At 34.9% G+C, this 25,237-nt stretch carries 17 protein-coding genes; 5 read left to right on the top strand and 12 right to left on the bottom strand.

Going from position 1 to position 25,237, the window contains the following annotated elements; all coding sequences use genetic code 11:
- Positions 1-57 precede the first annotated feature (57 nt).
- Together QYS49_RS07770 and QYS49_RS07765 are read left to right on the top strand one after the other, a co-directional pair.
- The gene (locus QYS49_RS07770; protein WP_308351202.1) at positions 58-1,635 is read left to right on the top strand and encodes a SulP family inorganic anion transporter; all 1,578 of its coding nucleotides are present in this window, start codon (positions 58-60) and stop codon (positions 1,633-1,635) included.
- Between the two features lie 29 nt (positions 1,636-1,664).
- Complete coding sequence (locus QYS49_RS07765; RefSeq protein ID WP_308351201.1) at positions 1,665-2,291, top strand: carbonic anhydrase family protein; 627 nt, start codon at positions 1,665-1,667, stop codon at positions 2,289-2,291.
- Between the two features lie 51 nt (positions 2,292-2,342).
- Here the strand turns inward: QYS49_RS07765 and QYS49_RS07760 are convergent, their stop codons facing one another.
- The 11 genes from QYS49_RS07760 to QYS49_RS07710 form a co-directional block, all read right to left on the bottom strand.
- Entirely contained in the window at positions 2,343-2,990 is a 648-nt protein-coding gene (locus QYS49_RS07760; protein ID WP_308351200.1) for a protein-L-isoaspartate(D-aspartate) O-methyltransferase, read from the bottom strand.
- Between the two features lie 162 nt (positions 2,991-3,152).
- Complete coding sequence (locus QYS49_RS07755; RefSeq protein WP_308351199.1) at positions 3,153-3,890, bottom strand: phenylalanine 4-monooxygenase; 738 nt, start codon at positions 3,888-3,890, stop codon at positions 3,153-3,155.
- 235 nt (positions 3,891-4,125) lie between these two features.
- On the bottom strand, positions 4,126-5,250 hold the full coding sequence (gene dnaN / locus QYS49_RS07750; protein ID WP_013453562.1) for a DNA polymerase III subunit beta: 1,125 nt from the start codon (positions 5,248-5,250) through the stop codon (positions 4,126-4,128).
- Between the two features lie 245 nt (positions 5,251-5,495).
- On the bottom strand, positions 5,496-6,425 hold the full coding sequence (locus tag QYS49_RS07745) for a hypothetical protein (protein WP_308351198.1): 930 nt from the start codon (positions 6,423-6,425) through the stop codon (positions 5,496-5,498).
- A complete protein-coding gene (gene gldG, locus QYS49_RS07740) occupies positions 6,418-8,109 on the bottom strand; it encodes a gliding motility-associated ABC transporter substrate-binding protein GldG (protein WP_308351197.1) in 1,692 nt (563 codons plus the stop codon). Before gldG ends, QYS49_RS07745 begins: the two co-directional genes overlap by 8 nt.
- Positions 8,097-8,831, bottom strand: coding sequence for a gliding motility-associated ABC transporter permease subunit GldF (gene gldF / locus QYS49_RS07735; protein ID WP_308351196.1), 735 nt, complete (start codon positions 8,829-8,831; stop codon positions 8,097-8,099). The genes gldG and gldF overlap by 13 nt, the downstream gene beginning before the upstream one ends.
- Positions 8,832-8,835: 4 nt before the next feature.
- Positions 8,836-9,744 carry a gliding motility-associated ABC transporter ATP-binding subunit GldA gene (gldA, locus tag QYS49_RS07730; protein WP_308351195.1) on the bottom strand — a complete coding sequence of 303 codons (909 nt, stop codon included), beginning with the start codon at positions 9,742-9,744 and terminating at the stop codon, positions 8,836-8,838.
- Positions 9,745-10,075: 331 nt separating this feature from the next.
- Positions 10,076-11,203: a site-2 protease family protein gene (locus tag QYS49_RS07725; RefSeq protein ID WP_308351193.1), complete on the bottom strand. Its 1,128-nt coding sequence runs from the start codon at positions 11,201-11,203 to the stop codon at positions 10,076-10,078.
- Positions 11,200-11,832 carry an HAD family hydrolase gene (locus QYS49_RS07720; RefSeq protein WP_308351192.1) on the bottom strand — a complete coding sequence of 211 codons (633 nt, stop codon included), beginning with the start codon at positions 11,830-11,832 and terminating at the stop codon, positions 11,200-11,202. The genes QYS49_RS07725 and QYS49_RS07720 overlap by 4 nt, the downstream gene beginning before the upstream one ends.
- Before the next feature lie 69 nt (positions 11,833-11,901).
- On the bottom strand, positions 11,902-13,161 hold the full coding sequence (locus tag QYS49_RS07715) for an N-acetylmuramoyl-L-alanine amidase (RefSeq protein ID WP_308351191.1): 1,260 nt from the start codon (positions 13,159-13,161) through the stop codon (positions 11,902-11,904).
- A gap of 157 nt (positions 13,162-13,318) precedes the next feature.
- Complete coding sequence (locus QYS49_RS07710; protein ID WP_308351190.1) at positions 13,319-18,247, bottom strand: T9SS type A sorting domain-containing protein; 4,929 nt, start codon at positions 18,245-18,247, stop codon at positions 13,319-13,321.
- A 341-nt stretch (positions 18,248-18,588) separates the two neighbouring features.
- Between QYS49_RS07710 and QYS49_RS07705 the strand changes: the two genes are divergently transcribed.
- Positions 18,589-21,645, top strand: a complete 3,057-nt coding sequence (locus QYS49_RS07705) for a CHAT domain-containing protein (protein ID WP_308351189.1) — start codon at positions 18,589-18,591, stop codon at positions 21,643-21,645.
- A gap of 432 nt (positions 21,646-22,077) precedes the next feature.
- Here QYS49_RS07705 and QYS49_RS07700 read toward each other — a convergent pair whose 3' ends face one another.
- Positions 22,078-22,527, bottom strand: coding sequence for a carboxypeptidase regulatory-like domain-containing protein (locus QYS49_RS07700; protein ID WP_308351188.1), 450 nt, complete (start codon positions 22,525-22,527; stop codon positions 22,078-22,080).
- A 199-nt stretch (positions 22,528-22,726) separates the two neighbouring features.
- Here QYS49_RS07700 and recJ point away from each other — a divergent pair, with 199 nt between their 5' ends.
- Together recJ and lptB are read left to right on the top strand one after the other, a co-directional pair.
- Complete coding sequence (gene recJ / locus QYS49_RS07695; protein WP_308351187.1) at positions 22,727-24,436, top strand: single-stranded-DNA-specific exonuclease RecJ; 1,710 nt, start codon at positions 22,727-22,729, stop codon at positions 24,434-24,436.
- Positions 24,437-24,502: 66 nt separating this feature from the next.
- Positions 24,503-25,234, top strand: a complete 732-nt coding sequence (gene lptB, locus QYS49_RS07690) for an LPS export ABC transporter ATP-binding protein (RefSeq protein WP_308351186.1) — start codon at positions 24,503-24,505, stop codon at positions 25,232-25,234.
- Positions 25,235-25,237 lie beyond the last annotated feature (3 nt).

Here is a 25,237-nt window from a genome sequence, read left to right as displayed (position 1 = left end):
CTTATAAAATAATTCTGCAAATATTTTATTACAAAGAAATCAATAATTGATTAAACAATGAGTGAATCAAAATTTTCAAAATTTACAGGAATAACTTTTAAACATTTTAAAAACGATTCCTTATCCAGTTTGGTGGTATTTTTAGTAGCAATGCCTCTATGTTTAGGTATTGCACTAGCCTCAGGAGCACCTCTTTTCTCAGGTTTAGTAACGGGTATAATAGGTGGTTTGGTAGTTGCCTTACTAAGTGGTAGCCAATTAGCCGTCTCAGGCCCTGCAGCAGGACTGGCTGTAATCGTTTATAACGGCATAGAAGAAATAGGTTTTTTTGAAGGCTTTTTGGTAGCAGTAGTTTTAGCCGGTATTATCCAATTAATTTTAGGTTTTCTTAAGGCTGGTACGATAGGTAACTATTTCCCTTCTTCAGTAATAAAGGGAATGCTGGCTGCCATAGGTATACTACTAATTATCAAGCAAATACCACATATATTTGGATATGATAAAGATTATTTAGGCGATTTGGACTTTTGGCAAAGTAATAATGAAAATGCTCTCAGCGCATTAGTTTCGGCTTTCGAAAACATTGATCCAACTGCCTTTATCATATCGATAGTATCATTAATAATTCTGATAGGTTGGAATTACATTAAAAACAATAGTATTAAATCAATCCCTGCTCCATTAGTAGTAGTATTTGTTGGTGTTGCGATAAACGCCATTTTTATGGCTTTGGATAACGGAATGGCACTAGCTCAAAAACATTTAGTGACTATTCCAGTCCTAGGTGAAGACACTTCATTTGAAAATCTTTTTGTATTTCCTGATTGGTCAATCTTAACAGAACCGGTAGTTTATACTGTTGCCATCACTATTGCTATCGTAGCCAGTTTGGAAACTTTGCTGAGTATTGATGCAGTAGATAAATTAGATCCACAGAAAAGAAGAACACCTTTAAACAGGGAAATGAAAGCACAAGGTGTGGGTAATATCGTGGCAGGATTAATTGGAGGTCTACCTATGACAGCCGTGATTATACGTGGTACAGTAAACATCAATTCGGGAGCTAAAACTAAATTATCGGCTTGGCTACATGGTATACTATTACTAGTTGCGATCCTTCTTATCCCAACTATTATCAATATGATTCCATACGCAAGTTTAGCCGCCATACTATTGGTTACTGGTTACAAATTGGCTAACATTAATTTGATGAAAGCTATGTATAAAGTTGGACCTAGCCAGTTTTACCCATTTATTATCACCATTGTAGCCATCGTATTTACAGATCTATTAATCGGAATTGTCATTGGTCTATTAGCCGGATTCCTTAACATTTTGCTGAAGAACATGAAAAACACTTATTCATTTGATAAGGATGCTCATAAAAAAGGAGAGCCAATTCGATTAGTTTTATCTGATGAAGTATCTTTTTTAAATAAGGCAAGTATGGTAAAAACTTTGGACGAAATACCAGAGAATTCTAAAGTGATAATTGATGCTAGAAAATCAAAATTCATTGATTTTGATGTTGTAGAGGCAATTGAATTATATTCCAATGAAGGTGCTAAATATAAAAATGTAGAAGTGGAATTATTAGGCTTCGAAGAATTTCACAAAAAATACAGTTTAAAATAGATCATTAATTAAGATTAATATAAAAAATTATGAAGACACAAACGGAAAAAAGTCAAGCGGCACTTAACCCGCAAAAAGCACTTTCTCTTTTAGAAGAAGGAAATAAACGTTTTGTAGAAAATTTAAAAGCCGACCGTAACCATTTAGACCAAGTAAATGAAACCAGAGATGGGCAATATCCTTTTGCGATAGTCCTTAGCTGTATTGATTCTCGCGTTCCTGCTGAGCTTATTTTTGATCAGGGATTAGGAGATATTTTTAGCGTAAGAATTGCTGGAAATTTCGTGAATGAGGATATTTTAGGCAGCATGGAATTTGCCTGCAAAGTAGCCGGATCAAAACTAATTGTAGTATTGGGCCACACTAGTTGTGGAGCAGTAAAAGGCGCTTGCGACAATGTAGAGTTAGGAAACCTTACCGGTATGTTGAAAAAACTACAACCTGCAAAAGATGCTGTAACAACAGATGGTGAGCGAAGCTCCAAAAATGATGAATTTGTGCAAAAAGTAGCTGACAAAAATGTAGAGCTTACCATTCAGCAGATCAAAGAAAAAAGCCCTGTATTAAAAGAAATGCTTGATGATGGATCTATTGGGGTTGCGGGCGGCATGTATGATGTTGCCAGCGGTGAAGTAGAATTTTATCACAAACCTTAAACTTCAAAAAACAGAAAAGTAAAAGGCTGGATATAATTTATTCAGCCTTTTCTATTGCCATCCCTGCTCACCTTTTAAAGGAACAAAACTAAAATTTGAAAATACTTCTTTTACAATTTTCTTCTCAGATTCTTTAGTTAAACGAAGCATCTGTTGCGTTTGACTATCCCCTACTGGAATTACGAGACATCCTCCGATATTTAATTGTTCAACTAATGCGGAAGGCACACTTGGTGCTCCTGCCGTTACAATGATCTTGTCATAGGGTGCATGTGCAGGAATTCCTTTAGAACCATCTCCACTAAAGAAATGAGGTTTATAGCCTAACTTAGGTAAAAATCTTCGGGTACGTTCGTATAAATCCTTTTGATATTCTATTGTATAAACTTTAGCTCCAAGTTCACAAAGCACACAAGCTTGATAACCGGAACCCGTTCCAATTTCCAATATTTTGTCCCCTGGTTTTACTTGCAATAATTCAGACTGGAAAGCTACAGTATAAGGTTGAGAAATAGTTTGACCGTGTCCGATTGGAAAAGCTTTATCCTGATAAGCATGTTCTAAAAAGGCATTTTCAAAAAACACATGTCTGGGGATTTTCCCCATAGCCGATAAAACCCTTTCATCCTCAATACCTTTTTCGCGCAGTTTCTGAATCAATTTTCTGCGCATTCCTTGATGTTTATAACTGTCCTCCATTATAAATCAAACTTATGAAAAATTCAGGATAGGAGGAGAAAAAAAGATAAATAATAAACTGATATAAAGGCAAAAACCTTTCCGATTTTGAAAACCTGAAAGGTTTAATGAAATATGTGCTTATGGTTGGTATACCACCAACCATAAGCACCAATCCCTATTCTAAGGAATGCTTATCGGCTCTTTCTGTAACCTATCTTCAATCACTTTCTCAATATGAGGAAGAGAGCTGTATAATTGCTCATAATCATCAATGATAAAGTATTTAGTCTGGAACTTATCTTTTCTATAGCTGCTATCTATGATCGCTTCCACATTATAATCAAAATGCTCTGGTTCATCAGAAATAGAGAATTTAGTTTCTCCAGGAGAAGAAATAATTCCAGCGCCATAAATTCTTAAATCTCCTTCTTCTCTGATTAAACCAAACTCGATCGTAAACCAGTAAATTCGACTTAAAAGATGAATTGCCCAGTCATTATCCAAATGCTTCAACCCAATTTTTGCTAATCCTTGTAAGAAATCAACAAATGGCTGATTTGCAAGCAAAGGAATATGACCAAATACATCATGAAACATATCTGGTTCTTCTAGGTAATCTAACTGCTCACGAGTCCTTAACCAGGTAGTGGCAGGGAAAATCCTGTTGCTTAACAGCTCAAAGAATTTATCATCATCTACAATACCTGGTACAGCAGCCACCTGCCAGCCAGTTAATTCCTTCAGGTGTTTATTTGTTTCTACAAAATTAGGAATAGCCTTTTCGGTAAAATGAATTTTATCAATTCCGTCCACAAATTCTTTGGTGGCTACTTTTTTAATGTTTTCAAATTGTCTTCTGAAAAGTATCCCCCAAACATCTTGGTCTTCGGCTGTGTAATTTTCATAAATCTGTTGCATGGTATTAATAATTAATTTTTAATGTTAAAGTTTAAAATTTGGGCATAAAAAAAGCCCGATTCCATTGGAACCGGGCTTGGTATATTTTCTATTCGAAATATGTCTTACAAAATATGCATAACACTACCATTACCGATTCCTGTCGGGGCTTGATAATAGTAATAATATGTGTTTTGCGTGAAATTCATTTTGACAAATGTAAAACGTCTTATTTTATAATCAAAGAAAAAATAAATTAAACGTAATTATTTAACATAACAGGCATTACCAATAACAAGATGTCTTCATTCTCATCCATATCAGACGGGAACAGTAAACCAGCTTTATTAGGTGCTGACATGTCGATGCTCACTTCTTTGCTATCTAAGTTATTCAACATTTCTACTAAGAACTTAGCATTGAAGCCGATTTCTATATCATCTCCTTGGTGCTCGCAAGCCATGATTTCATTTGCTTCATTTGAGAAATCTAAATCTTCAGCAAAGATTTGCAATTCACTACCATTGATTTTCAAACGAACTTGGTGAGTCGTTTTATTAGCATAAATGCTGATCCTTTTCAAAGAGGACATAAACTCCTGACGGTTGATGGTCAGTTTGATATTATTTTCTGCAGGAATAACATTTTCATAATCAGGGAAACGCTCATCTACCAATCGGCAAATCAATTTGATATTATTGAATTTGAAATAAGCATTAGACATATTAAATTCCACTGCTACGTTCACATTCTCTGCAGGCAAGCTGTTTTTCAATAATGATAAAGCTTTTCTAGGAATGATAATACCTGTTCCTGAATCAGATGCTACATCTACCCTTCTGTAACGAATCAAACGGTTACCGTCAGTTGCTACGAAAGTCGTATTGGTTTCATCAAATTTAACGTAAACACCACCCATAGCTGGACGTAATTCGTCATTACTGGTAGCATAGATGGTATGGTTAATAGCAGTGGCTAAAACATCTGCTGAAATATCTACTGTATCAGGATTTTCAACTTCCTGTACTTTAGGGAAATCCGTTGCATTCTCCCCCGCTAATTTATAGCGACCATTATCAGAGCTAATTTCTATGCTGTAAGTTTCCTCATCAATAGAGAAAGTCACAGGTTGCTCTGGAAGGTTTTTCAAAGTATCCATCAAAATCCTAGCTGGAACGGCTATGCTTCCGTTTTCAGATGATTCTACATCAATCTCGGTAATCATGGAAGTTTGTAAATCCGAAGCCGTGATAGTCAAAAGACCATCTTGAATCTCAAATAAGAAATTCTCTAAAATAGGCACCATGGGATTGGTTGAAATCACCCCATTGATGGATGAAATTTGCTTTAATAATGCAGATGAGGATACTAAAAATTTCATAGTTTTTTATTTAGGGCTCGCTTTTAAAATTGATCAAAAGCTTAGCTATAAACTTCTTGATTTTGTATTACCAACAAAGTTAAAAATTAATTTGCAAATCTATACTTTATAGCGCATTAAGCAATAAAAAATTCTTAAATGGCAGGCAAAAGTTGAAAAATGAGTTTTTGAGGGGGTGATGGATATGGGTAGTTGAAAATATTGGCTCCACAACTTAAAACCTAAAACTTATTACTTAAAACTCCCTACAACTTCTCCAACTCTATCCAAATCTTCTCCATTCTTTCATTTCTTATTGCTGCCCATTCTTTGCCATTGATATGGACTAAGTAAGCATTGAATTCGGGGTTTTTAAACAGCTCCAGTCTTAAACTTTTATCTTTGTCTAAGCCTTCAATTTCAATGGTGCCGGCTTTATCAAAACTTTCTTTTTTCTGTAAAGCTAAATGGTTTTCAGGTAGAAATTGATCTACGAAGAAATAATTAAAGCGCTCTACGAAATTCATGACTTCTGCCGTATCTGCCTGCTGGTTTTGGATGCGCATTAATCGGTTATCATACTTGAATTCTACTGCTTTTTTATCTGGTTTATCAATTTTTAAACTGACCATATCTTGCCAAATACCATCAAAAATCACTCGGTCACGCCAATCATTTTCAGGAACTTCAAAAATCCCTGCTACATAGCTTTGATAACCTGGCAATTGAACCAAATAAACATCCTCTCCCTTTACGAAATAAGAGCGCATGGCTTGAAAATCACCGCCTACTGTGTAGGAATTCAACAAGCTTTCATTCCCATAAATATTGACCTGCACTCCAGAGTCCAATACATTTTGTTTAATCTTAGCTGAATTCTCCCCTACTATCGGTCTTTGAATACTGACTTGCTCCAATAATTTGAAAAACACTTGCTGCATGGAAGCATCCAAAAGATATTCTTGATTTACAGTCCAGGAATTGCCATTTTTCTTTAAAGTATTATTGAAGTCCTGTCCATTTAACTCAATTCGGGAAATTGTTTGATTGGCATTTTCAACAGCAAACAAATCCTTTTCAAAAGAAGTAGATTTTCTTTCATAAGGATTATAGCTGTAGGCAACAATAGTCAGCAGAACTAAAATGATCCAAACAGATAATAAGACGATATTTTTCTTTGATTGAGACTTAGCCATTAAATTTTGAATATTTTCTCTTCCTCCAATAATATCTTAAAATGCCAAAAAGTACAATCAAAACAATTGGTAAAGCTACGTTTACAAATTGCAACCATACTTTATCTTCCGATACTTTCACTTTATCTAAAGGACGAATCTTTAAATCCTTATTCCTAGAAATAATCAATCCATCTTCATCCAATAAATAATTTAACATATTGAGAATCAATTGATCGTTAGCGAAATTAGATGGATGTTTTGCATAAGGATCTACTCCCAAAGGAAAAGGCTGATTATTTTTACGATCAATTTCACTCAACAGTAAATCACCATCCGAAGCGACTATGATTGAATTTTCCTTACTTTTATTCTTTGTGCTGGAATTCTCTCTCCCTTCAGGAGGTAAACGATTTTGATAAGCAGAAGTGAATTTACCTTCAAGCAAATAGGTAACTGGTACATTTTTCAAATTGAAGTTTTCTGGTTTAATATCTTCCCTTAAGTTTTCAAAACTAATGTGAATGGGGCCTTTCATTTTTCGCGTATAATCGGAAGTAAAAATCAATGGCGTTTTCTTAATCCCGCTTGCGGTTACTGTATCAATTGAACTCACAAATTTGCCATAAACCGCATTCATATTTCTTACAATCGGATGATCAGCATATTTATTCAAAATGATATAATAGGGCCAAGGCAGTAATTGAATTTGTGGATCTTTGCCCAAATTTCCAGTTACGATTGGGAAATTCCCACTATTAACATCTTGCAATACATCTTTATTTACTCGAACACCATATTTGAATAATAAATCATCAAGCCCGGTTTCAATAGGTAAAGCCATAGCGCCATAATCCTTAATGGAATCCACATCCATCATCAAGCCATCCAAGAAAAACAAGCTTTTTCCTCCATTCATGATAAATTGGTCAATATCATAAAGCTCGGAATTGTTAAAACCCTTAGTTGGTTTTAAAAATATGGTAGCATCAAAATTGGACAGCCTTTCAGTATTTTGAACAGGAATTAAATCGTATTTTGAAGAAACCGCATCATTCAATCCTTTCAACACATCTCCTGAAGGCACTCCTTTCCCTTGAAACAAAGCCACACTCTGTCGATCAGGATTTGCAAGGCTTTTAATAGTACTGGCTAATTCATACTCCAAATTCTCTATTGATTGGGTGATGGCTTGGCTAGCCCCTGCTGCATTATTTCCATTTAATAGAATAACAGGCAAACTCCTTCCACCATAAGAAATTTCGGCTCCAGGGAAAATCAATTTTTGGGATTTCCTACCCTCCTCACTGTCAAAAACGGTGGTCGGCTGAATCCCTTTATCTACTAAATATCTATAAAATTCATTTCGTGCATTTGCTGAACTGGCTTCATCTGGATTGATGAAACTATATTGCATATTTCCGTAAGCATAAGTTTTAAATTGCTCTAATGTCTGCTTAATGGAAGTTTGTAAACGACTAAACTCCGCATTTATATCTCCCGCCAAATAAACCTCCACATAAACCGGTTCTTCTAGGTTTTGAAGCATAGAAATAGTCGCTTCATTCATAGAATAGCGCTTTTCTTCTGTCAAATCCCAACGGAAAATCTGATGGCGCATGGCAAGGTTTACCAATATCACCAAAGTGAGCAGGATCAAAAACTTGAGCGTATATTCTGTTGACTTACTCTTTAAGAATTCCATTTTCTCAATTTTAAAACCCAAAAAGTAGCTCCTAAAAATAATGCTGTAATAGAAAGAAAATACAGCACATCTCGAAAATCAATGACTCCTTTCCCTAATGAATCATAATGGGCTAGCATGCCTATTTTTTCAATTTGAATACTAGCATTAGTTAAAAATGGCAAATCCGCTAAGGAAGAGAATCCCATAAAGAAGATAAAGCTGATGAAAACCGCTATGATAAAAGCCACAATCTGATTTTCAGATAAGGAAGAGGCAAAAATTCCGATGCCCGTATAGGCAGAAACCAAAAACAGCAAGCCTACATAAGCTCCCATTATCCCTGCTGAATCAATATTTCCAACGGGATTGCTGAGGTAAGACAAAGAGAAATAATAAACTAAAGTGGGAATCAATGAAATCACCACTAGCACCAAACCTGCTAAATATTTACCCAATAATAATTTAAGCTCTGTAATGGGTTTGGTCATCAGCAATTCAAAAGTGCCGCTTTTGGATTCTTCAGCCAAGGCTTTCATGGTAATGGCTGGAATTAAAAACATTAAGACATAAGGTGCCAAATTGAAGAAAATGCCCATATCGGCATAACCATACTCAAAGATGGCAGTATCAGGAAAAACCCAAACCAACAATCCCATGCTGACCAAAAAAACACCCATGACCAGATAGGCAATGAGTGAATTTAAAAAGCTGTTGATTTCTTTTGTAAAAATACTCCACATAGGCTCAGTTATTTTGGGTGAGTTTGTGAAACACTTCTTCCATATTGCCTTTTTCTAATGAAATTCCGACTAAATCCACATCGTTTTGGGTGACCCAATTCAGAATTTCCTTTCTGATATCTTTTGTGGTTTCCAATAAATATTCTGTTTCAGTCACCAACTTTAAAGTATTGACTTCTTGATGGGTAGTCCAAAATGATAAATCCGCCTGTTTTTCGAGTTCTATTTTAATGGTAAACTTCTCTTTTTCCTCTGTTAATTCATTTACCGACTGATCTGCAACCAATCTACCTTCCTTGATGATGATAGCTCGATTACAAAGTGCTTGCACTTCCTGCATGATGTGAGTGCTCAACAAAACCGTTTTATCTTGACTAATGGATAAAATTAGATTTCGTATTTCAATGATTTGATTGGGATCCAAACCTGTAGTAGGTTCATCTAAAATTAAAACAGAAGGATCATGCACCAAAGCTTGAGCAAGTCCGACTCTTTGTCGATACCCTTTGGATAAAGCTCCAATTTGCTTGTTCTGCTCCTTTTGAAGTCCGCATAATTCCACCAAATCAGCCACTCTATTTTTCAATCCTCTGCCAGACATCCCGTAAATTCCTCCGCAAAAGCGTAAAAACTCATGCACGTACATATCCAAATACAAAGGATTATGCTCAGGAAGATATCCGATATGCTTTTTGATTTCTAAAGGTTGTTGCCCAACATCTATTCCATCTACCTCCACAATTCCGGCATCAGCAGGCAAGGTACCTGTGATCATTTTCATGGTAGTGGATTTCCCCGCTCCATTTGGCCCCAAAAAGCCTACAATATTTCCTTTCTTGATCTCAAAAGAAATATCATTGACAGCAGTCTGCTCTCCATATTTTTTAATAAGACCCTTAACAAGAATGGACATTCAGAATTTTATGGTTTGTTGTGATTGATGAACGCAAAAATAGTATTTTAATTATGAAAAATTCAACTTTCCAACAGAGTCTTCCTTCTTGAAAGGCATCAAAGATGCGCCTTCTTAAAGAATCTCGCCAAGGCGCGAAGTTTTCGCTAAGGAAAATAATAATCCATTTAAGGATTCTAATGTGTCATTTACTCATTTCTTGTGTTACATGGTTTTTGAGTATTGGCAAGAATAGTTTTAACAGCCTATTACTGTCCATTGTGTTCTTGGTGTAAAACTCAGTGTAACTTCGTGGTTAACCCTTCAAAGACTTTGGCTTTTAAAGTTTCAATCACTCCAAAACCAAAGGCTCAAAACTAAAACAGATAATGAAAATAATGAGACAAATCCAGCCTAATACTTTTCTTCCTGTGCTAAGTGGGGTGTCATCAGGGGCGACTGGATGTTTAACACCGATCAATCTTCCTAACAGAAATACAAAGAGTAAATAACCTGAAAAACCTGTAACAGAAGGAAATATATAGGATGTTAAATATTGTGCGACAAACATGCCCACTGCTAACATTAAGGTTGTGGATTGTTGAAATCCTAAGCCTTTGAAAGAGAAATATAAAAAGCCTACATACATGGTACTGTATAAAGCAAAATCACCTAAATCTATTCCAGCAGTGATCAATCCTAAGCCTGCTACAAATGTGAAAATCATATAGAGGGTAAAGGCGATGATTTGATGATTTTTGGCTCCAAATAAGCCATAAATCACATGCCCTCCATCCAGCTGACCAATAGGAATTAAATTTAAAGCTGTAAAGAATAGTGCTAAAAAGCCTGCAAACAAATAAGGATAATGAATAATTTCTCTGTGATTGGGCAATCGCTCAGGGTCAGCTACATTATTCTCAAACCAACTAAACAGTAGACTATTCCCTAAACTTATACTCATTATTTCTTCATCATCATAAACATGGTCGGCATAATCCATTCCATATTGCTCGTATTCAGGGTGAATCTCAAATATATATTCAGGTTCAGGTAAATTAGTAAATCCATAAAACAAAACACCTAATGCCACTACAAAACCAGCTATTGGCCCCGCAATGCCAATATCAAAAAACTGCTTTCTGGATTTAATAGGCCCAACGATCTGAATTAATGCCCCTAATGTACCGAAAGAAACAGAACCCATAAATCCCAACCAAAGCGGAATATAATTAGGAAGTGTAACTTCTACTTTATGGTATTTAGCCATAAAAAAGTGACCAAATTCGTGTACAGTTAGAATGAATAAAAATGGAATTGAATAATGCATCCCTGCAAGGAAATCGGCCCAAGAATAATCGGGAGAATAGAAAATAATACGATTGGTAACCCATTCCGAACCTGCTAGTGTTGTAGTAATGAAGGTTAATACAAAGAGAATAATTTTCTTTGCATAGTAACGGGTATTTTTCTCAATCATATTTTAGATAATTTATCCTCTACTAAATTTATAAAACCATTATTTCTAGGAATGTGTAGTGTTTGAATTCCTAGTTCAGATGCAGAATCCAAATTTAATTGGGAGTCATCCATAAACAGGGCTTTGCCAGCTTCTGTTTGGGACAGGCCTAAAACATTTTGATAGATTTCTTGATCAGGCTTTCTTTGATTCAATTCGTGAGAAAAATACACTTCATGAAAGAGATCATTTAAATGCTGATATTGAAAAGAGTCTGTTAATTTTTCATGGAAGGCCTTAGCATGAATCGCATTGGTATTGCTTAAAACAATGCACTTATAATCTCGCATTAAACTCTTTATAGCTTCAATTCTATCAGCTGGAATTTCACCTAGCATAGCATTCCAAGCTTCATCAATTTCTGTATCAGTTGCTTTCAAATTAAAATTAGCCTTTAAACTATTTCGAAATTCAGCATCGGATATCAGCCCTTTTTCATACTCTTTAAAAACATCGGCTGATAAATATGCTTTTTCTACTTCCTTATCAGACAAGCCAGATAATTTAGAAAATGCTGAGATGGTTTTATCAACATATAAGTTAATGATTACACCTCCTAAATCGAAAATGATAGTTTTAATTTTTTGCAAGGGTATTCTGATTTATGAATTGCAAATATGGTTGAAAGGCAATCCAAAAACAAAAAATAGAAACTAGACTTACTGTATTAAAAATTGCTGTGATTTCTTCTCTCCATCTTTGAAAATGGTCTGTAAAAAATAAATACCTGGTTTTAAAGTATTGGGTAGTTTTACTTCTAGTTTATTTTCATAGAAATAAAGATTTTGCCACTTTATACTTTTACCTTCTTGATTAAAAACCAGAATATAATCCAAATCATCTTGTTTATTTTGTGAAATATTAAAACTAAATGAAAAATCAGTTTTTATTGGATTAGGATAAATTTTTTGATTTAGGATAGAATCGATTTCTAATTCAACCACAGGGCTTTCTTCTTCCTCCTCCTCTTCCCCATTACAAACAGACAACTGCTCATCTACTTTCACTCGAATATCTTGCAATCGCTTATAAACATTTTCTCCTGGACATGCAGTACTACAACCATCTCGATGCCCAGCAATTACACCAAGATTAGAATTTAAAGGATGAGTATTACTTTCTAAAACATTTAATTCATCTGTGAAGGCCTTCCAACTTAAAACCTTCTCAAGGCTCTCTATCATAATTGAAGTCGGCTCAACGGTTTCATAATTTCCCATAAGGCACACACCCATAGTATTGGAATTGGAGCCACAAAAATGCGCTCCCATTACCTCATCCTGTTTACCATCAGCAGGATCTCTTCCAGCGTAAACAACACCATCAGGAGCAACTAAATAATTATAGCCTATATCTGACCAACCGTTTTCCTCTGTATGATAAATATAAATATCGCGCACGGCCTGGGTAAAATCAGAAATATTATTAGAACCAGCTGAATGATGCACTATCATATTTTCAGTAGTCGTGAAGACTCTATTGTAAGAAGGTTCAGGAAGTCCAGCTCTCCATTCTGATTGCTGAATAACTCCATTTAATTCACAATTAATATTTTGAATTGATTGATTTTGCCTTTGTGAAAAATCAGAATAGTTCCCACTACCATTTATGAGAACAACCTCCAATTCATCAATCTTGTCCTGGCTGAATAACTCAATTGATTTTAAAGCTTCGTCAAAATGAATTAAACTAGAATAAAAATATTCGGAGTTTTCATTTGAATGTAAATCATTTGAAAAATAGATGGTATCTGACATATAAATAAAACCGATCTTTGAAAAATCATCTATCTCTCTTGACTTTAGGGCAATTGCTGTAAAGCTGAAAGTAGTCTCTTGAATTAACCTTTGATTATTATCAATATTAAGTTGAAAAGAAGTATGGATATTATCATTCTGAGCAATTATTTGATTACTCATGATAAAAATGAATAGGGTAAATATTAATCTCATATTAGATTCCTGATTTCTTTAGCAATATAACTACCACAACTGTTGAAATATTGAATGAAACTGAAAATAAAATAGGCTGACCAATTACGGACAGCCCATGTCAATAAAGTTATTTATATATTAATTATTCTTTGATTAACTTATTCATGCTTTGTAATCCATCATTCCAAATGATTTGCATGAAGTACATGCCATCAGGATAATTACTAATGTCTAATTCTACTTCATTAGAAATAGAATTGAAATCTGTAATTTCTTCAATCAATCTTCCTTCTGAACTAATGAGTTTAATATTTGAAATAGCTTCAGTTCCAGCTATTTTAAATCTCCCATCAGAAGGGTTGGGATAGACCGTAATATTCTTTAACAATTCTGATTTATTAGCAGTATATTTTACTTTTGATACAGTAATCTGGCCATTATCGGAAACAGCTGCTATTTCAAGAGCCTCTTGATCTTCACCCGTAAAATCAAAGTTAATTTCAGATTGTTGATTCATTGGAACCCCCGGAATATCAAATTTAATTGAATACCGTCCTGCTGGAAGATTAGGTATTTCAAATTCACCATTTTCATCAGTTTCCAGATAAGCCACTAACTCATTATTTTGTAAAATTGATCTAAAGGAGATTTCACGACTTGAACCAGACAATGTTCTTACACTTACACCAGCACCACTCACCTTTCTTCTAGGTAACTTTCTTTCTCCCTCTTCATATTCTTCCTCCAAATAACCACTTAATACCGAAGTTCCTGTTAGCTCTTGGGGTTCTCCTTCCATTGTTATCAATAAATCATTAATATCTGATCTTAAGCTAACAATTTCCGCCAATTCCCAGTCAATGGTATTTGGATAATAGGTATTCAATAACTCAGGATAACTATTTTCGTCATTGTTGACAAAAATTACATAATCACCCAATTCAATATTCGCTATTTCAAAAAAACCGTTGGCTTGAATATTCATATAGTAATTTCCATTCTCAAGTCTTACACTATCATAAGAACCATCAGTTGAAACACTAAACGGGTAAATTCGCCCACTTTCTGTAGCAAATTCATTAGCATCTTGCACATTACCAGAAATTACTGAAGTTGCAATAATGCTTACTGGATTTGAATTTAAAGTAAATTCCGAGTTCACCGCATTGACGACTGTATTTTTCACTTCCAATCTGTACTCTCCCATATTTCCAAAAGTAATAGATTCAATAGTGATTTTACTTGCATCTTCAGTGCTGATTAATTCATCATTTCTATACCATTCATAAACATTTGCTGAACCATCGACTTCATAGCTCAAAGTAAAATCATAACCTTGGGGGATTTTTCGATCTGGTTCACTTCCAAAATTTGCTTGACTATTAAATTCAAATCCTTCAACTGAAATATTCCGTTCTAAATCATCATATCCTAAAGCATTTCCGCTTAAATCTAATTGAGTTAAATTTGGTAAAGCAGTCAAATCAGCTAAGTCTTCAATAGCATTATTAGCAAAATTGATAGTCCGTAAACCTCTAACTTCATTTAAAGCATTTGGAACTGAACCAGTCAAATTATTCTCTGGTAAATTAATTTCAACTACTCTATTATCTTCTACAATTATATCTTGATCGTTTGCAGACCATTCAGTTGGGTTGTCAGATGTAGTATCCCAAACAATAGTGCTCCACCCATCTCCATTAGTTGAATCATAAAATTCTCTAAGTGCAATTACATCCCTTTCTAAAGAAGATATTTTTACTTCAGTGATAGTTGAAACCAAAGTCAAATCAGGTAAATTTGAATTATTTATTTCAACATAGTAAAAACCTTCATCTGATCTTTGTGCATTTGTCAAATTAAGAGTCTGATTTGTTTCACCTTCTATTGGTACAGAATCTTTAAACCACTGAAAAGTATTCGCACTAGCATTCGCTTCCACTGTAATCGAAATATCAGTACCTAAGCTTTCAAAAATTTCATTTGGAATAGTATATTCAAAATCCTGATTGCCGAAAACGAAATCTGGAACCGCACTAAAAGGCTGCAGTTGTTCAAAACTCAACTTATTTCCACTTATATCAAACAACGTCAAATTATTTACCATCGACAACAATGGGGTGATATCTTCAATACCATTTGCGGTTAAGTCGATGCCAATTACTCTATTATCTCCATCAACCGTAATTCCTGACCAATCACCAATGCTTGTCCCATCACTCAACCAGTTTGCGTTATCGCTCCACGATTCACCATTGTTAAGATTATATAAATCGATCAATGCTTCGTAGTCAGGGTTATCATAAATCACAAACTCAAAATTCTTAGAAGTAGGACACGAAGTCGTTGTATTAGTTGCTACTAATTGCAAAACAATAGTTGCAGGGAAACTACTTTCATTTTGCGTATAGACAGGGTAAACTTGAGTAGAAGAAGCAGCTCCTGCTGCAAAAGTACCTTCGCCTGAGATGATGTTCCAACTATAAGTGTCTGCTCCAGTAATCTGAATTTGATCACTGAATTGATTCAAATCTATTTCAGCATTTTCCTGGTAAAACACTTTGTTCGCTGGAAAGGTAATTTCAGGACTTTCTTTAAAAGTCACCAATATGCTTTCAGAAACATCGACACAACTCCCAAGCGCTGAAGCTTGAACAGTTAAAGTAACAGATCCGTTTACCAAATCATTAATTCCAGGCGTATAAAGTGGCTCTGCAACAGCGTTATCATTAAAAGAGCCATCTCCACTGCTACTCCACAGCAAGCTTTCAAAAGATGAAAAAGCAGGATTTGCCGCGGACAGATCAAGTACTACCCCACCGCAAGATTCAATTGAAGTGTTTATAGTTATTTGAGGTATATTATTTACTACTACCGCAACAGAAGATACCGCATCGGCACAAACCCCATCGGAAACTAAATACTCAAAATTATAAGTTCCAGCGTTCACTCCATTAAAATCTCCAAAATCTCCAGAAATTGTAGCTCCGCTTCCATCACTATCTATCCAACTACCGCCAGCATCCTGGCTACCATCAAGTAATGTAGTGAAATCAAAAGCTGTTTCGGTAGCACAGACTTCTGCAGCTGTACCAACATAAGTGCCTGCATTATTTGTACGGCTTATATTAACATTTACTATGGCTGATGATGCTGAGCAGATTCCATTTCCTGTAGTGGTGATGGTTAAATTAACTGATCCGGCATTCATGTCTATCGGGCCAGGATTATAGGTTGGTGTCAGGGAATTAGCATCGGGAGTGAAACTTCCATCACCTGAAGTAGTCCACTGCACACCTGTTGACAATGTAAAAGAAGGACTAACAGCAGTCAAATCTAAGGTTTCCCCTTCGCAGATTGCAGTTTCTGAATCAACACTTACGGTGGGAGCTTCAGAAATATTTACCGTTACTGTAGAAGTAGCATCAGCACAGCTTCCTACTCCAGCAACTGTGTAGACAAAGTCGTAAGTACCTGCAACTATCCCATTGAAATCAGCTGAATTCCCAGCAATCGAAGCGCCACTACCGTCTAAATCTGACCAGGCTCCTCCCAAATCTTCAGTTCCATCAAGAAGAATTGAAAGATCAAAAGCAGAATCATTCGTACACGCCTCACCAGGCGTACCTAAATATGTTCCCGCATTGGGAGGAGGAGATAAATTAACGGTAACCACCTCTGTGGCAGATGGACAACTACCTGCACCAGTAACTACATATTCAAAATCATATGTCCCGGGTAATACGGGACCAAAGTCGGCTAAATCACCGGAAATTGATGCTTCACTCCCACTAATATCATTCCAAAATCCTCCTCCGTCTTGACTGCCATCTAATAAAGTACTCAAATCAAACGGAGGGTCAAGAGTGCAAATCTCAGCAGCAACTCCAATATACGTACCCGCACTTGGTTCAGCTTCAACATTAATAGAAACAGTTTCTGAATCATCTGGGCAGGCTCCAGGTCCAGTAACGGTATAAGTGAAGTCATAAGTTCCGGGGCTAACACCAGTAAAATCTGCGAAATCCCCAGAAATAATAGCTCCACTTCCATTGTCGTCAGACCAAGTACCTCCAAAATACTGGCTACCGTCTAAACCAGTAGTTAAGTCGAAAGCAGTCTCCGAGTTACATACTGGTGCGGGGTTTCCAACATAAAAACCTGCAAATGGTGCCTCCGAAACATTCACTGTAACAGTTTCTACATCATCAGGGCACGCACCAGATCCAACAACTGTATAAGTGAAATTATAAGTCCCTGCTAACACTTCTATGAAATCAACAACAGAACCAGAAATAAAAGCACCACTTCCGTCATCATCCGACCAGCTTCCTCCAACATCTTGACTACCGTCTAATAAAGTATTTAAGTCGAAGGCAGTTTCTGAATTACAAACGTCTGCAGCGGTACCAATATATGTACCTGCATTTGGTGCACTCTCAATCGTTAAAAACATGTCTGCAAATTCTGAACTACAATTAACATCATCACTAAATACATCTAAGGTTAAGATTATAAAACCATCCTGTGCATCAGCTGTACTAGGTGTATATATGGGAGACAGACTTGAAGCGTCATCAAAAGTACCCGTTCCGCTCGAGGACCAACTCACACTTGAGTAGTTCGATGCAGAACCTGCCAGATTTACACTTCCACTTTCGCATATTGTTTGGTCAGGACCAGCATCCGCTGTTGGGCCCGGTGTTACCGATATTGTCGTTAGTGGGAAAACCACAGATTCACTGCCGGCATCAATAACTTCTACCTGTATGGTAGCATCGCCTGATATACCTATTATGTCAGCATTTTGAGGCTGATAACCATAAGTAGCACTGGTAACACTTACATCTTCCCGCGTAAAAGTTCTGAGCACAGCACTAACGTTATTTGGATCCATTACGTTAAAATTTACAGTGTAATTAGGAGTTCCTCCAGACCAATTAACGGTTATTGTACTTTGGCCATTAGAACAAATAGTCGTTTGTGTTTTAGTTAAAGTCCCTACTGAAAGTTGCCCCATTACTGAGGTTACTGTAAGTAAAAAAAATACTGAGAGGAAAAGTTTTCGCATAAATAGAGTAATTTCAAAATACACCCCAAAGATAACAAATATCCTAAAATATATAATTATAATAAGAAATATTTTAACGGAAAAAATACTTTCCGTTTTAGTATTTATTGAAATTTCGTTCCTGTATTCTGACTTATGTTTTCATAAGCTTTTCAAAAATCAAACATTTTAACAGAACTTAAATGTAATCTATACAGTGCGAAGACAAGATCGCAAAGACAAATATCTAGAGGTAATTTTATCTTTACAAGCTAAAAAGTTGTTCTATGAGTGCAAACTTTTACTTTTTTATTACTATTTTTTTGTGTTAACTTTATATTCCTAATAATGTCTATTTTATCATGAAAAACTTTTTACTGATATTACTCCTCTTGCAAATTACTTCTATAGTTAGCTTAAAAGCACAAGAAAGTGATTTAGAATTCTACAATAAAATTGAAAATGCCTTCAATTCTGAAGAATACAAATTTATTTTATCACAACAAGATAAAATACTTCAGAGAAGTAATACAGATAAGGATTCTCTTTCAGCCGAATTACTTTATTATTTGGGAGATGCTTATTTAGCTTATGATAGTTTGGACAATGCTTTGGAAGTTATGCAGAAAGAATTAAATCTGCGTAAAAAGCTACCTAGCTCAGATCCTGTATTGATTGCCGACATCCATTTCAATTTAGGTTATTATTTACTATTCATTAATGATTTCCAAAAAGCAAAACAAAATTTTTCTGAAGCTTCCGAGATATACAAAAAAAACGTAGGCACTGCTAGTATTGGCTATGTGGAAAGCGAAATTGAATTAGCTAAAACTTATGGTGTTTTGGGTGATCATAGAAAATCAATGGAGATACTAGAGAAATTATTAAAATTAGATTACGTAAAAGAACAATACCAACATGTAGTTAATAAAGAACTAGGAATGGCCTATTTTGATATTGGCTATTATTCTAAATCAGAAGCTATTTTAAAAGAAAATTTACAATTTATTGAGAAAAACTTTGGGAAGGAAAGTGTACAATATGCTGAAGCCTTAGTAACCTTAGCTATTCCTTATTATTACCGCTCCCAATATTCTGAAGCTGAATTACTTTATAATCAAGCACTTGAAATATCTGCTAAATTATCAGGAAATGAATTATTAAAAGAGAAAACAAATAACAACCTAGCTATTTTATATTGGAAAATCGGTCTTTATGATGAGGCTTTAAATATACTAGAAGATTTAATTAGAGAAGAATCTACCTTACACAATGCAAGTATTCACAATAATTATGCTCAAAACCTAGTCGAAATTGGTGAAATAGATTCTGCCCTCAAACATTTTGACAAATCACTAAATATCATCGAGCAAAACTTGGGGACAAAAAGTGAATTATACACACGCCACTTAAAGGAAAAAGCATTAGCTCTTGGTAAAAGTAATGATTTAGAAAAGTATTATACTTTAATGAATAAGAGCTTCAATACTTCTCAGTTAATTTTGGAAAAAAGTAATCCTGAGTATTCTAAATATGAGCTTAAATGGGGTATTGCTAATTTTAGAATGAATGAAATTAAAAAAGCTGAAAAACATATTAACCAAGCTCATGAATTAAGAGCAAAATATTTAAGTAAAAACCATCCTCTTTATGCAGAAAGCAGCAAAGAATTAGCTGAGCTCACTTGGTTTCAAGACAATCCTAAAAAAGCGAAAAGCTATTTCAATGAAACTTTTGATAATTATTTCGCACAAATTGAAGCTTACTTTCCAGCTTTAAGTGAGCAGCAAAAAGCGAATTTTTATACTAACACCTTAAGATCAACCTTTGAAGAATATAATTCATTTGCTATTGCCTATATGGATAAAGACCCCTCTTTATTAGGTGATATGTACAATTATCAATTGGCGACAAAAGGCTTAATTATGTATGCCACCGCAAAAGCGCGCAAAAATATTCTCAATAGTGATAACGAGGACTTGAAAAATAAATATCAAAGCTGGATAAGTACAAAAGAACTCATTGCCCAACTTTATTCTATGTCCGAAGAAGAAATAGCGCAACAGGATCTAAAATTAGACTCCTTGATTTCTTCATCGAAGGAATTGGAAAAAGAATTGAGCAGAGCATCATCAGATTTTGAAGACGCTTTTGTAGCCAAAGATTATACGTGGAAGGATGTTCAAAATGAATTAAAAGAAAATGAGGCTGCTATAGAAATGATTAGGTTTGGAAAATTCAAACCTGATAGTAGCGGCATTTTTGAAAACAAGGTTAATTACGCTGCATTATTAATTGATAAGAATTCCAAACAACCGAAACTCATTTTATTGGAGAATGGGCTAGAATTGGAAAATAAATACATCAAAAATTATAGAAACTCAATTAAATATAAAGTAAAAGATCAGTATAGTTATCAATTCTATTGGAAACCTATAGCAGAAAAAACGAATCAATATGATAAAATATACCTTTCACCTGACGGTATTTATAATCAGATTAGTGTAAATACATTATATAATTCTAATACTGAAAAATATGTGTTGGAGGAACAAAACATCCAATTAGTTACCAACACAAAAGATCTAATTGCTTTTAATAATGATAGTAAATCAAAGGTAGCCTCAGCTCCTAGTCTTTTTGGGTTCCCTAACTATAATAAAGGCATAATGGAATCAAAAGATGAAGAGGATGATATTGCCGAAAAAATTGTAGAAAATGCAAGTCTTAATAGAGGGTTAAGAGGTAATTTACAACGCTATATTAGAGGTAATTCTTTAGTTACTGCTTTACCTGGAACAAAAGAAGAAGTAAATAAAATCAATGAACTTTATGGTGATAATGCTTCAGCTAAACCCAACACATATCTGGAAAATGAAGCAGATGAAACGCAATTGAAAAGTGTCCAGAACCCAAAGGTTCTTCATATAGCAACTCATGGTTTTTTTCTTGAGGATAATGAATCAACAAAGAGTGAATCAGAAGAAGATAAATACAGCCAAAACCCTCTTCTGAAATCTGGTTTGATTATGGCAGGCGCCAACTCATTTATTAGTTCAGGAATTAATGAAACTAACCAACAAGATGGGATCCTAACCGCCTTTGAGGCAATGAACTTAAATTTAAACGATACGGAATTAGTAGTGCTTTCAGCTTGTGAAACTGGCTTGGGAGAATTAAAAAATGGCGAGGGTGTTTACGGTTTAAGAAGAGCTTTCCAAGTTGCCGGAGCCGAAGCCATCATTATGAGTTTGTGGTCTGTTGATGATGAAGCAACTCAAGAATTAATGACTACTTTCTATCAAAACTGGATAGGTGGTAAAGATAAATTAACCGCATTTAATGACGCTCAAAAAACCATTAAGGAAAAATATGAATCTCCATTCTACTGGGGAGCTTTTGTTATGGTGGGTGAATGATGACAATTACTTAAATCCGTAGTCATGCCATGATTTTTTTGGTTTAGAGCTAATTGCAGATATTGTAGTATTGAGTCATGGCATGACTATCACTATGATTTTTCAGCTGCTATTAAAGTTGCTTGCGGGTTTTAGGCAATTACTAAATCATTTTCTAATAAGGCTTTGGTATTGATCGAAGCCTTATTTCATACCCCTAATGGAAGATTGTATGGGTCTTTTTTTAATCACATAAATCTAATCAGGCAACACGAATAAAAAAATGATATTTTGAGGTTATAATGATGTGGAAAGTTCTATTTCCGAAGCTAAGACATATATTTTCCTCAACAAATCATGATAACACAAAAAAAATAGGTTAACCCTAAGATCAACCCATTCTTCAATTTTGTTAACAAAAAATGAGAAGTAAAAATTCTCATTGAGATTTAATTACTCGACACTAGTCTCAATATAGATTGACTCATTCTCAATAAGACCCTCTACAGATATTTTCTGATCATTAGACCCTGAAATGATAATTTGGTTATTCGAATCAGGATTGGTTGGCAAATCCTCATATTCAAAAACCACTACATAATTTCCTTCTGGAATTCCATCTAATGAGAACTCTCCATTTTCATCTGTAAGAGCATAACTTACTTCTTCTGATTTGTAGGAATTCAACGAATTAACTGTTCTTGAAGAACCTGCCAATCTCCTTACACTTACACCTGCACCATCCACCTTTCTTCTGGGCATCGTTCTTTGATTCTGGTCATTAAACTCTTCAATTAATATTCCTTCTAATTGTTCTTTTTCCACAACCAAATTCTCCTCTTGACTGCATGATACAAGTGTTAAAGCAATAATAGCAACGGTAATTGTTAATAGTTTTTTCATAATATTTTTTATTCTATAGTTTATGTTTTTTCAATTATATTAGAATTATTTCAATATACAAAATCACATAGCAATTTTATCTATTTTAGATAAGGATATTTATATTGATAAAGTAAGGTGTAACTCAATATCAGACATTCAAATAAATCATTTTTAAGAAAGGCTTCGGTATTAATCGAAGCCTTTTTAATTTTGTAGTATGCCAAAACAAAAAAAGTGGATTATAGAACCAGAACCTCAGTCCCCTAAAGTTGATGAATTAAGTCAATCAATTAATATCAATCCTGTCCTATCCAAAATATTGGTAAATAGAGGAATTACCAGTTTTGAAGAGGCAAAATCTTATTTCAGACCTTCGATTGAAGACTGTCATGATCCATTTCTGATGCAGGATATGTCAATTGCTGTTAATAGATTAATAAAAGCCATTGACAACAATGAGCCAATTCTGGTTTATGGGGATTATGATGTGGATGGTTCTACATCTGTTGCTATGATGTACAGCTTCTTAAAGAATTATTGCAAAAATCTTTTCTACTACATTCCAGATAGGTATTTGGAAGGCTATGGAATCTCAATCAAAGGCATTGATTATGCAAAGGAGAATAATTGTGGCCTTATCATTTCACTTGATTGCGGCATAAAAGCTTTAGATCAAGTTAATTATGCTAATTCAAAAGATATTGACTTTATTATTTGCGATCACCATAATCCAGGTGAAACCTTACCTGAAGCAATTGCTGTTTTGGATCCTAAAAGAAAAGATTGCTCCTACCCTTTTAAAGAACTGTCGGGTTGTGGGGTCGGCTTCAAGCTTATTCAAGCTTTTTGTATTCAAAAAGAAATCCCTGAGCATCATGCTTTTGAGTTACTCGATTTGGTTGCTATTAGCATTGCCGCTGATATTGTAGCTGTAACTGGAGAAAATAGAACATTAGCTTTTTATGGATTAGAAAAAATTAATTTTAACCCTAGACCAGGAATAAAGGCATTACTGCAAGCATCAGGACTGAAAGATAAAATCACCATATCCAATTTAGTCTTCCAACTTGGCCCAAGGATAAATGCTGCTGGCAGAATAGATCATGCTCACTTAGCTGTAAGATTATTAACTGCCATCCATGAAGATGAGGCTTTAATTATTGCTGAAAATGTCACCACTAAAAATAATACTAGAAAAGATTTTGATCAAAATATTACTGCTGAAGCCCTAAGCACTATTGAAGAAAACGAAAATCTACTAAGCGCTAAAAGTACAGTGCTTTTTAATAAAAACTGGCACAAAGGAGTAATCGGTATAGTAGCTTCCAGATGTATTGAACATCATTATCGGCCTACGATCATCATGACTGAATCCAATGGAAAAGCAACGGGTTCTGCACGATCTGTAGAAGGTTTTGATCTCTATTCAGCAATTGAGTCGTGCAAAGAACATTTGGAACAGTTCGGGGGGCATAAACATGCAGCTGGTTTAACGCTTTCAATAGATCAAATCCCTAATTTCGCTGCTGCTTTTGAAGCTATAGTTCAAAAACATATAACCGAAGAGCAGCTCATTCCAAAAGTAAATATTGATAGTTATATTGAATTAGATCAAATTACAGATAAATTTTACTCTATCTTGAGTCAAATGGATCCTTTTGGGCCTGGAAATATGCAACCGGTTTTTGCTGCTAAGAATTTATCAATAGTAGGAGAACCCTTGATTCTAAAAGAAAAACATCTAAAACTTACCATTAAAGATAAAAGCGGGAAAAATAAAATTACAGCCATCGGATTTGGAATGGCGGAATACAAAGCGCTTATTATGAATTCAAATACTTTTGAAATAGCATTTACCATACAAGAAAATCACTTTAATGGCGTAAAATCTTTACAGCTTTATCTAAAAGATATCCGCATTGAGTAATTATTTTCGTTAATTTGCTAATTAGGTATGTTTGTTGCTTTTAAGCTTCAAAACAAAAAAACAAAAATGATATTAAGAGCTGAAAATCTTGTTAAGAAATATTCAAAAAGGACTGTAGTTGACCATATTTCTGTAAGTGTGGAACAGGGAGAGATCGTTGGACTTTTAGGACCCAATGGTGCTGGGAAAACCACTTCTTTTTATATGATAGTGGGCTTAGTAAAGCCGAACTCCGGTCAAATATTTCTAGATGAACAAAATATCACTGGTCTCCCTATGTATAAAAGAGCAAAAAAGGGAGTTGGATATTTGGCGCAGGAAGCTTCGGTGTTCAGATCTCTTACAGTGGAAGAGAACCTTATGGCAGTTTTAGAAATGAGGAAAATCAGCAATGCTGCTAGAAAAGAAAAAATGGAAAGTTTGCTGGAAGAATTTAGTCTAGGACATGTTCGCAAAAATAAAGGCATGGTGTTGTCAGGTGGTGAAAGAAGAAGAACTGAAATTGCCAGAGCATTAGCTATGGATCCTGCTTTTATATTATTAGATGAACCTTTTGCCGGAGTCGACCCAATTGCCGTGGAAGAGATTCAAACTATAGTAGGCAGATTAAAAGAAAAAAATATTGGGATTCTTATAACCGATCATAACGTTAACGAAACGCTTTCTATTACTGATAGGGCTTACTTGATGTTCGAAGGGAAACTGCTGAAGGCTGGAACTGCTGAAGACTTGGCAAATGATGAACAAGTACGTAGAGTATATTTAGGTAAGCATTTCGAATTAAAACGAAAACTATAAGCT

It is taken from the genome of Marivirga salinae, assembly GCF_030503855.1.
GTDB lineage: Bacteria > Bacteroidota > Bacteroidia > Cytophagales > Cyclobacteriaceae > Marivirga > Marivirga salinarum.
The sequence above is the reverse complement of the archived record's forward strand: the minus strand, read 5'-3'. Positions and strand labels throughout refer to the sequence as shown.